This window comes from Jiangella asiatica (genome assembly GCF_004349065.1).
GTDB classification, from domain to species: domain Bacteria; phylum Actinomycetota; class Actinomycetes; order Jiangellales; family Jiangellaceae; genus Jiangella; species Jiangella asiatica.
In genome coordinates, this window is record NZ_SMKZ01000097.1 from 1 (window position 1) to 9,264 (window position 9,264).

Genomic DNA, 9,264 nt, shown 5'->3' on the forward strand with positions numbered 1-9,264 from the left:
CCCCGCCGCAGCCGCCGAACCAGCCCACGCCGCCTACGCCGCCCGCTCCGCCAGAGCCCCCGCCGGTGCCTCGCGGGGCGACACCGGCCGCGGGGGAGATCTCGTGAGTCCGCGCCGGGTGGCGTCCGCCGCGCTGCTGCTGTCGGTGCCGCTGATCGGTCTGATCGTCCTGATCGCGGCGCCGGGCCTGGACGTCACCTGGCAGCACCATCCCGCGCACTTCTGGCTCGTGCTGAGCGCCGGCGCGCTGAGCACCGCGCTGGCCTACGCGACGGGCACGGCCGCGCGCAGGCGGAACGACGCCCGGGTGTTCCTGGTGTCGCTGGCGTTCCTGTCCGCCGCGGGGTTCCTCGGGTTGCACGCGCTGGCGACACCGGGTGTGCTGCTGGAGGGGGCGAACGCCGGCTTCGCGCTCGCGACCCCCGTCGGGCTGCTGGTGGCGGCGGGGTTCGCGGCCGCGTCGGCCACGGAGCTCGCTGCCAGGCACCGCCAGGCGGTGATGCGAAACGCGGGCGTGCTGCGCGGCGCGGTGCTGGCGTTGCTGGTGGTGTGGGGCGTGGTCTCGGTCTCCGGGGTGGGGCCGCTGGCCGATCCGGCGCCGCCGGAGCGCGCGTCCGGTCCGCTGGTGTGGCTCGCGGTCGTGGGGCTGGCGCTGTACGGGTTCGCCGTCGTGCGGTATCTGCGGCTACCCAGCTACCCCGGGTCGGTGGCGCTGCTGATGGCGATGACGGCGGCCTTCGTCCTGCTGGCCGAGGCGACGCTCGCGGTGGCGTTCGGGCGCAACTGGCACGCCAGCTGGTGGGAGTGGCACGTGCTGATGCTGGCGGCGTTCGCGCTGGTCGCGGTCAGCGCACACCGGCAGTGGCACGAGGAGCGCTTCGCGAGCCTGTACCTGGAGGACACCGCGCACGGGATGCGCGAGATCAGCATCCTCTTCGCCGACCTGCAGGGCTTCACGTCGTACTCCGAGCGGCACCGCCCGCAGGAGGTGACAGCCATGCTCAACGAGTACTTCACCACCGCGATCCCGCCGGTGGTCGAGCAGTACGGCGGTTCGGTCGACCGGCTGGTCGGCGATGCCCTGATGGTGACGTTCAACCGCGACGGCGACCAGCCCGACCACGCCGTGCGGGCGGCCCGGGCGGCGCTGGCGATCCAGACCGCCACCGCCGCCGTCGCCGCCCGTAACCCGGATTGGCCGCGGTTCCGGGTCGGCGTGAACACCGGCGAGGTCGCCGTCGGCCTGCTGGGCACCGCCGGCGGGCGCACGTTCACCGTCATCGGCGACGCGGTCAACCTCGCGGCCCGCCTCGAGAGCGCCGCACCCGTCGGCGGCGTGCTGATCGGCGGCACGACGGCGCGGCTGCTGTCCGGCGCCCGGACGGAGCCCGTCGACGGCCTGCGGGTCAAGGGCAAGTCGGAGCCGGTCGAGGCCTACCGCCTGCTCGGCCTGTGACGCACCCCGTCCCGCCCGGCGACGGGGCCGCGGCTAGGCTCGCAGGCGTGCGACGAGATGCTCTGCCGTTCTACCGCGCGATGGCGTACATCACCGGCGTGGTCCTGCTCCTGCTGTGCGTGGCGATGTTCGTGCGCTACGGCCCGCCCGACGACCCCACCATGAGCCAGACCGTCTCGCCGATCCACGGCTGGCTGTACGTCGTGTACCTCGTCGCGACCGGGTTTCTCGTGCATCAGCGCGGCTGGAAGGCCAGCTGGGCGGTGCTGATCGCGCTGGCCGGGACGGTCCCGTTCGCGTCGTTCTTCGCCGAGCGCTTCGTCGTCAGGAAGGCACGCGAGACGGAGCGGGTTCGCTGAGTTCGCTGCGCCGGTTCCGCACCGCGGACCGCACGATGGACACCCAGAACACGACGGCCGCCACCGCGAACACCCACCACTGGGCCCAATAGGAGAGGTTCTGCCACGGGCTGACGTCGCGGATCGGTGCCACCGAGTCGACGTCGAGCACGGCAGGTGCCGCCGCCGGTTCCGGGTCTTCCTCCTGCAGCAGCAGGAACCCGTGCAGAGCCTCGGCCGCCGCGAGCTCGGCCCGCTGTTCCAGCTGGTCCGGCGCGATGTAGGCGACCTGCCCGGCGTCGAGGACCTGCCCGGTGCGGACGGTGGCGTGGCCCGGCGTCTCGGGTGGGAGCAGGTACCCGGTGACGACGACGGAGCCGTCCGGCACCGCGACCTCGGGGTCGGCGGGATCGTAGACCCAGCCGCGCAGCACCGGGACGATCAGGCCGTCGCCGGTGCGCAGCGGGGTGACGACGAACGAGCCCAGCGTGTCGTCGTGGATGCGTCCCGGCACCAGCACCTGCTGGTCGGCCAGGTACGCGCCTTCGACCACCGCCTGCCGGTCCGCGGCGTCGCCGAGCTCCGCACCCGGCCCGGCGAGCTCCGCGACCGGCACCGGGACGCGGTCGCGGGTGTCGTAGCGTCCCTGGCTGTCCTGGTACACGCCGTACTGCCACCACCCGAGGATGACGAAGCCGACGAGCGCCGCCACCGCGACCGCGTGCAAGAGCAGCCAGCGGGGCGTCAACAGGAAGCGGTACACATCGACACGGTAACCGCCCGCCCGCGCGAAGCATGCGGCGGAGCCTGCGCGGGCAAGATCGCATGTTTATGTCCGGATGGCCCACGTGATCCGACAACATGGACGGGTAGGCTTCCAACAGTCTCGTTCGGGGGACGGGCACGAACTTCCACCCTGGTGAGCGATCAAGATGGAGAGAAGATCGAGATGACTCGACCGCACCCGCTGAGTGCCATGAAGGAGTGGGAGTGGTCGCAGAGCTGGGAAGAGCAGCAGGAGATCGTCCAACGGCTGCAGTCCAGACGCGGCACCTGGTTGCCGAACATCGTCGAGAAGCGGCTGTGGGGCGCGGTGCGCTGGACCTCCGGCCGGCCCGGCCACGCGGCCACCTCCGGCCAGGCGGTGCCGGAGACCTTCGCGGTGCTGCGTCCGGGCCTGCGCGACAGCGAGCTGCGTGAGCGCGTCACCGACGCCCTGCGCCAACCGGCCCCGATGTTCCAGGTGGCCGGCCTCGGCATCCGGCGCCACCAGCTCGTCGGCGCGATCCCCGGAGCCCTCGTCGGCGCCGTGCTGCTGATCGTGCTCGCCTTCGTCGCGGGCCTGGGAGTGGTTGGCGCCATCATCGGTGCCCTGCTCGGGATCGGCCTCGGCGGTGTCGGCGGTGCGATGGCCGGGCAGTACAAGTTCGACCGCGACCGGGCCGCCGTCCTCAAGGAGGGCGAGCGGGTCCGGGTGGTCACCGGCCGCTACGCCCCGACATCCTGGTCGCGACTGGTCGAGGCCACCACCGGCCTCGAGGTTGCCTCCGACGCCGGCGCCGCCGCCGACGGCCAGACCGCCGACGCCGTCCAGACGGCCCTGTGGGAGGCCGCCGGGCTCCTGCTCCGCTCGTCGGACCACACCGGCGTCGAGGTGCTCGCGGACGGCATGGAGCGGCTGGCCCAAGCACACCGCGGCATCGGCGGGCGCTGACCCACTCGCGCAACGATTCGTGACCTCGTCACGAGTTCTCGCGCCTCACCAGGCTTACGAGCATGGTGGAGCACACACGATCCTGGTGATGTCAGCGATCGTTGACCGTGCCGTGGATCTTCAGGACCGCGTCGATGGTGTCGGCCTCGGCGGCGGGCTTGTCGTCGCGGTGGCGCAGGACGCGCGCGAAGCGGAGGGCCACACCGGCCGGGTAGCGCGGCGAGGTCTGGACGCCGTCGAAGGCGATCTCGACCAGCTGCTCGGGCCGGACGTGCACGACCCACTGGTCGGTCGGCCCGTCGGCAAGTGCGAGCAGACGCTCGGTCTGCCAGGTGAGCATGGCGTCGGTGAGGCCCTTGAACGTCTTGCCCAGCATGACCCAACCGCCGGGCGGGCCGTACCGGCCGTCAGGGTCGCGCGCGCCGAGGTGCAGGTTGGACAGCCAGCCCTGCCGGCGCCCGTGGCCCCACTCGGCGGCCAGGATGGCGAGGTCGAGGGTGTGGCGCGGCTTCACCTTCAGCCAGCCGGCGCCGCGGCGTCCGGCCTCGTACGGCGCCTGCAGGCCTTTGACGATGACGCCTTCGTGGCCGCGGGCGAGCGTGTCGTCGAAGAAGTCGCGTGCGACGTCGACGTCGGCCGTCGTGGTGCGCGGGATGCGCTGCTGCTCGGGCACGACCTGGGCCAGGGCCTCCCAGCGGACCCGTGACGGCTCGGCGATGAGGTCGGCGCCGTCGAGGTGCAGGCAGTCGAAGACGAACAGCGACAGCGGCACCTTCGCGCGGGCGGTGGCGACGTCGACCCGGCTGCTCACCCGCGACGCCGTGCGCTGGAAGGGGAGCGGCCGGCCGGACGGGTCCAGGGCGATGGTCTCGCCGTCGAGCACCACCGACGACGCGGGCAGCTCCCGCGCCCACTCGACGATCTCGGGCACCTGGGTGGTGATGTCGTCCAGCGTCCGGCTGAACACGCGCACGTCGGCGCCGTCGCGGTGCACCTGCACGCGGACACCGTCGACCTTCCACTCCACCGCGGCCTCGCCGGCGCGGCCGAGCGCCTCGGCGAGGTCGGCCGCCGGTGCGGCGAGCATGGGCCGCAGCGGTGACCCGACGGTCAACCGGAACCGGGACAGCGCGGCCGGCCCGTCGGCGAGGACGGCCGCGGCCACCGGCACGAGCGCGCCGGCCACCGTCACCGCACGGCGAATCTCGGTGGAGTGGACCCCGGCGGCAGCGGCGACGGCCTCGGTGAGGACGCCGTCGAGAGCGCCTTGCCGCAGCTCGCCGGTGACGAGGCCGGCCAGCAGGCGCTGCTCGGTGGCGGTGGCGCGGGCGAGCATCGCCTGGAACCGCTCGCGCCGGCGCGTCGTGGAACCCTTGCCTTCCAGCGCCGCCAACGCGGCGAACTCGGCGTCGACCTCGAGGACGTGGAGGGTGGCCGTGGCCGACGGGGGCGGCATGGAGCGCAGCGACGCGTAGCCGATGCCGGTGCGCCGCTGCCGGAGCTCACCGGCGAGGTAGCTGGCGACGACCTCGGCCTCCGGTGGCGCGGCCCGGCGCAGGCAGTCGGCCAGTAGCTCGATCTTGGCCAGGCGGCCGGACACCTCGGCGACCGCGGCGGAGGTGTCGGCGACATCGGTCAACAGCACACCAGCAGTCTGCCCGCCCCCACCGACAAACCAGGCCTAGCGCCGACCGCGAGGTCTCAGGCGGCGGCGAGTGCCGCTAGAAAAAGCAAACGGTGAGGGGAACGGACATGCGGGCGCCCCCAGAACACGCACCGGGTTCTGGGGGCGCCCTTTCGGACGACTGTCGTGGTCAGGTGCCCTGAGCGTCGCTGCCGAGGGTGACCTGAGCGGTCTGCTCCTCGTCACCGCGCAGGAACGTCAGGGTGATCTCGTCACCGGGCTGGTACGAGCGGATCGCGGCGATCAGCGTCGTGGCGTCGGTGATGATGCGATCGTCGACGTGGGTGACGATGTCGCCCTCCTGCAGGCCGGCCTCGGCGCCGGCGCTGCCCTGGTTGACCGAGGCGATCACCGCGCCGCCGGTGCCGTCCTGCGCGTCCCCGACCGTGACGCCGATCTGCGCGTGGGTGGCCTCCTGACCCTCTCGCAGCTGCTCGACGATCGGCTTGGCCTGGTCGATGGGGATGGCGAAGCCGAGTCCGATGGAGCCGCTGCCGTTGCCGGCGATGATCACGCTGTTGATGCCGACGACCTCGCCGTCCATGTTGACCAGCGGACCGCCGGAGTTGCCCGGGTTGATCGGCGCGTCGGTCTGGATGGCGTCGAACACCTGGTTGGCGGACGCGCCGCCGCCCTGGTCGTCACCCGCGGCGACCGGCCGCTGCAGCGCGGAGACGATGCCGCTGGTGACGGTGCCGTCCAGGCCCAGCGGCGAGCCGATCGCCACGACCTGCTCGCCGACCACGAGCTCGCCGGAGCTGCCCATCGTCGCCGGGGTCAGGTCGGAGACATCCAGGGCCCGGATCACGGCCAGGTCGGTCAACGGGTCGGTCCCGACGACCTCGGCCTCGGCCGTGGTGCCGTCGGAGAACGTCACCGTGACGGAGCCACCCTGGTCGGCGCCCTGGACCACGTGATTGTTGGTCAGGATCTCGCCGTCGGAGGAGATGATGACGCCAGTGCCACCGGCCTCGCCGAACTGGCCGCGCGCGGCGATGGACACCACACTCGGCAACACCTGCGCGGCGACCGCCTGCACGCCCTCGCCGCCGGAGGTCTGGCTGGCCGAGCCGCTGCCGTCGTTGCCGCTGTCCTCAGACCCGCTGAGGTCGCTGCGGGAGACTGGGCTGGCGGCGCTGTCGTCGTCGTCGAGGACGGTGGCGACGCCGGCGCCGGCGGCACCGCCCAGGACGGCGCCCAGGGCGAGGCCCGCGACCAGGAGCTTCCCGCCGCGACGGCGCTTGGGCTCGGCGGGCGGCTGCCCGGTGCCCGGGCCCTGCGGCGGCGGCTGCGAGCCGAACACCGAGGTCGCCGGCTGCTGAACGGTTGTGTCGACCGGGGTGTGCCCCGTCGGCGGCACGTGCCCTGCGGCGGACGGAGTGGACCACCCGGTGGTGGTGCCCGTCGGCCCGCCGGTGGTCGAGCCGGGCGCAGCGGCCGCCGCGGCACCCGCGGGGGCGCCGACGGTGACGGCGGTCGCGTCGCCCGCGGGGGTGCTCGCCGGCGCGCCGACGGGGGTCGTGGGTGCGTCGGCCGCCGTGGTGGGCCGGACGCCCGCGGGAGGCGGAGGTACCGGCGCCGACGGCAGAGTCGTCTGCGAACCCTCGGGTTCGTTCGTCTTGCGGGTCACGTCGTCCATGCCTCTACCGTGCCCGGTGTGACTGAGAGCATGCTGAGATTCAGGCAAGAGCAGACGAAGAAGCCGCCGGTAGGCGCATGGTCAGCCGGGCGCCGCCGGACGGTGCCCGGCCGGCCTCGACGCTGCCGCCGTGCCGTTCCGCCGCGGCCTTGACGATGGCCAGGCCCAGGCCCGAGCCAGGCAGCCCGCGCGCCTCGGACGTGCGGTAGAAGCGGTCGAACACCCGCTGCAGGTCGTCGTCGGCGATGCCCGGGCCCTCGTCGCACACGTCCAGGACGCCCTCGCGCAGGGTGACGGTGACGGTGCCGTGCGGTGGGCTGAACTTGGCCGCGTTGTCCAGCAGGTTCGTCGCCGCGCGGCCCAGCTGGGTGGCGTCGCCGTCGACGGTCCAGCTGTGCAGGTCGGCGGAGAACGCGATGCCCGGAGCGCGCCGCCGGACTCGGCCGAGCGCGTCGCGGACGACGTCGGCGAAGTCGAGGCGCTCGCGGGAGGCGGCCGGTGGGTCCTCGCGGGACAATTCGACGAGGTCGCCGACCAGCTGGGACAGCTCGACAGCCTGGGCGCGGGTGTCGGCGATGAGCTGGGCGCGGTCGGCAGGCTCCAGCCCCCCGCTGGCCTCGCTCTGGGCCAGCAGGTCGAGGTTGGTGCGCATGCTGGTCAGCGGCGTGCGCAGCTCGTGCCCGGCGTCGGCGACCAGCCGCGACTGCCGCAGCCGGGCCTCCTTGAGCGCGGCCAGCATGGAGTTGAAGGAGTCTGCGAGCCTGGCGATCTCGTCGCTGCCGGTGACCTCGATCGGTTCCAGCCGCCCGGTCGCGGCGACGTACTCGGCGGCGTCGGTGAGCTGGCGGACCGGCCGCAGCCCTGCCCGTGCGATGGACATCCCCGCCCACGTGGCCAGCGCGATACCCGCGCCACCGGCCAGGAAGGACACGAGGCGCAGCCTGTCGAGCAGCTCCTCGGTCTGCTGGGTGTCCTGGCCGAGCACGAGCGCCAGTCCCGGCTGGACCGGCACCGCGACCACCCGGTACGTGGTGCCGTTCAGATCCGCGGTGCGGACGCTCTGGTCGGTCTCGCCGCGTGCCACCTCGACCTCAGGGGTGCCAAGTGGCGGCGCGCTGTTCCGGCCGCTGGCGGAGTAGGCGGTGCGGTCGGAGTCGATCAGCGCGATGCGGATGTCGGCGGCGAGCAGTGCTTCGGAGGGCACCTGGATGATGGTGCCGGGCCGGCCCAGGGTGGTGGAGACGGCGTCGTGGGCGCGGGTCAGCAGGTTCTCGTCGACGCTCTGGGTGAGCTGCGATGACACCGTGAGGTAGGCGGCCAGCGCGGTCAGCGTCACCGCGAGCCCGACCCCGAGCGCGGCGAGCGCGCCCACCCGGGCCCGGAGCGACAGACGGGTCGCGAATCCTGGTCCCGTGGGTCGGCCCGCGTCTCCGTCAGCCAGGCCGCCGCCGTCACGCCCGTCGTTCTCGCGGTGTTCGTCGTCGATACGTGGGCCGTTGGCCACCTGCGGCGGCCGTGGCGCTCCGTCGGCCGGCCGGCCCGGTTCGGCCTGATCGGCGCCGTCGTTGCCGGCCGGGCCGCGCCAGGAGCTGGTGGCGCCACTCACGGCGGGTCCTCCCGGGCGACGTAGCCGACGCCGCGGATGGTGTGGATCAGCCGGGGTTCGCCCTGTTCCTCGGTCTTGCGCCGCAGGTAGCCGACGTAGACCTCCAGCGAGTTGGCCGTGGTCGGGAAGTCGTAGCCCCAGACCTCCTCGAGGATGCGGTCGCGCGTCAGGACCTGGCGCGGATGCCGCAGCAGCAGCTCGAGCAGGGAGAACTCGGTGCGGGTGAGCCGGATCGGCCGCTCGCCGCGGGTGACGTCGCGGGTCACCGGGTCCAGGGTGAGATCGCCCATCCGCAGCTGCCGCGCCGTGGCCGAGTCGGCGGCCGGGGAGGTGCGGCGCAGCAGCGCGCGCAGCCGGGCCAGCAGCTCCTCGAGGGCGAACGGTTTGGGCAGGTAGTCGTCGGCACCGGCGTCGAGCCCGGACACCCGGTCGGAGACGTCGTCGCGCGCGGTGAGCATGAGGATGGGCAGGTCGTTGCCGGCGGCGCGGAGTGCGCGGCAGGTGGCCAGCCCGTCCAGGCGGGGCATCATGATGTCCAGCACCATCGCGTCCGGCGGCTCGGTGGTGACCGCCCGCAGCGCCTCCTCGCCGTCAGCGGCCAGCTTCACGTCGTAGCCGTTGAACGCCAAGGATCGACGCAGCGACTCGCGCACGCCCGGGTCGTCGTCGACGACAAGTACTCGCATGCCATCAGTCTGCCTGTCGGACGTGAAAATCGCCTGAGAGCTCGCCGTGCGACCCACTCGTTGATCATCAACCGTTGGCGACGCTACGGCGTTGGCAACGGTTGATGATCATGGGCGACGGGTGGCGGGGCGGGGGAGAGG

The 9,264-nt window shown here is 73.2% G+C and carries 8 protein-coding genes; 3 read left to right on the forward strand and 5 right to left on the reverse strand.

Features of this window, described 5'->3' with window-relative positions:
- Both E1269_RS34000 and E1269_RS31445 read left to right on the forward strand, forming a co-directional pair.
- Positions 1 to 1,456: adenylate/guanylate cyclase domain-containing protein (locus tag E1269_RS34000; protein ID WP_203434281.1), on the forward strand; the 1,456-nt coding region annotated here is incomplete at its 5' end.
- A gap of 47 nt (positions 1,457 to 1,503) precedes the next feature.
- The gene (locus E1269_RS31445) at positions 1,504 to 1,815 is read left to right on the forward strand and encodes a DUF3817 domain-containing protein (protein ID WP_203434282.1); all 312 of its coding nucleotides are present in this window, start codon (positions 1,504 to 1,506) and stop codon (positions 1,813 to 1,815) included.
- Here E1269_RS31445 and E1269_RS31450 read toward each other — a convergent pair.
- Positions 1,781 to 2,557, reverse strand: a complete 777-nt coding sequence (locus tag E1269_RS31450) for an SURF1 family protein (RefSeq protein WP_131902108.1) — start codon at positions 2,555 to 2,557, stop codon at positions 1,781 to 1,783. The two genes, E1269_RS31445 and E1269_RS31450, sit on opposite strands and share 35 nt — an antisense overlap.
- Positions 2,558 to 2,743: 186 nt before the next feature.
- Between E1269_RS31450 and E1269_RS31455 the strand changes: the two genes are divergently transcribed.
- On the forward strand, positions 2,744 to 3,508 hold the full coding sequence (locus E1269_RS31455) for a hypothetical protein (RefSeq protein ID WP_131902110.1): 765 nt from the start codon (positions 2,744 to 2,746) through the stop codon (positions 3,506 to 3,508).
- A 91-nt stretch (positions 3,509 to 3,599) separates the two neighbouring features.
- On the opposite strand, the gene E1269_RS31460 is transcribed toward E1269_RS31455, so the two are convergent.
- The 4 genes from E1269_RS31460 to E1269_RS31475 all read right to left on the reverse strand — a co-directional run bounded on the left by E1269_RS31460 (position 3,600) and on the right by E1269_RS31475 (position 9,123).
- Positions 3,600 to 5,153 carry an ATP-dependent DNA ligase gene (locus tag E1269_RS31460; RefSeq protein ID WP_131902112.1) on the reverse strand — a complete coding sequence of 518 codons (1,554 nt, stop codon included), beginning with the start codon at positions 5,151 to 5,153 and terminating at the stop codon, positions 3,600 to 3,602.
- A gap of 169 nt (positions 5,154 to 5,322) precedes the next feature.
- On the reverse strand, positions 5,323 to 6,831 hold the full coding sequence (locus E1269_RS33195; protein WP_203434283.1) for a S1C family serine protease: 1,509 nt from the start codon (positions 6,829 to 6,831) through the stop codon (positions 5,323 to 5,325).
- A 40-nt stretch (positions 6,832 to 6,871) separates the two neighbouring features.
- Complete coding sequence (locus E1269_RS31470) at positions 6,872 to 8,437, reverse strand: HAMP domain-containing sensor histidine kinase (RefSeq protein WP_203434284.1); 1,566 nt, start codon at positions 8,435 to 8,437, stop codon at positions 6,872 to 6,874.
- A complete protein-coding gene (locus E1269_RS31475) occupies positions 8,434 to 9,123 on the reverse strand; it encodes a response regulator transcription factor (RefSeq protein ID WP_131902114.1) in 690 nt (229 codons plus the stop codon). The genes E1269_RS31470 and E1269_RS31475 overlap by 4 nt, the downstream gene beginning before the upstream one ends.
- Positions 9,124 to 9,264 lie beyond the last annotated feature (141 nt).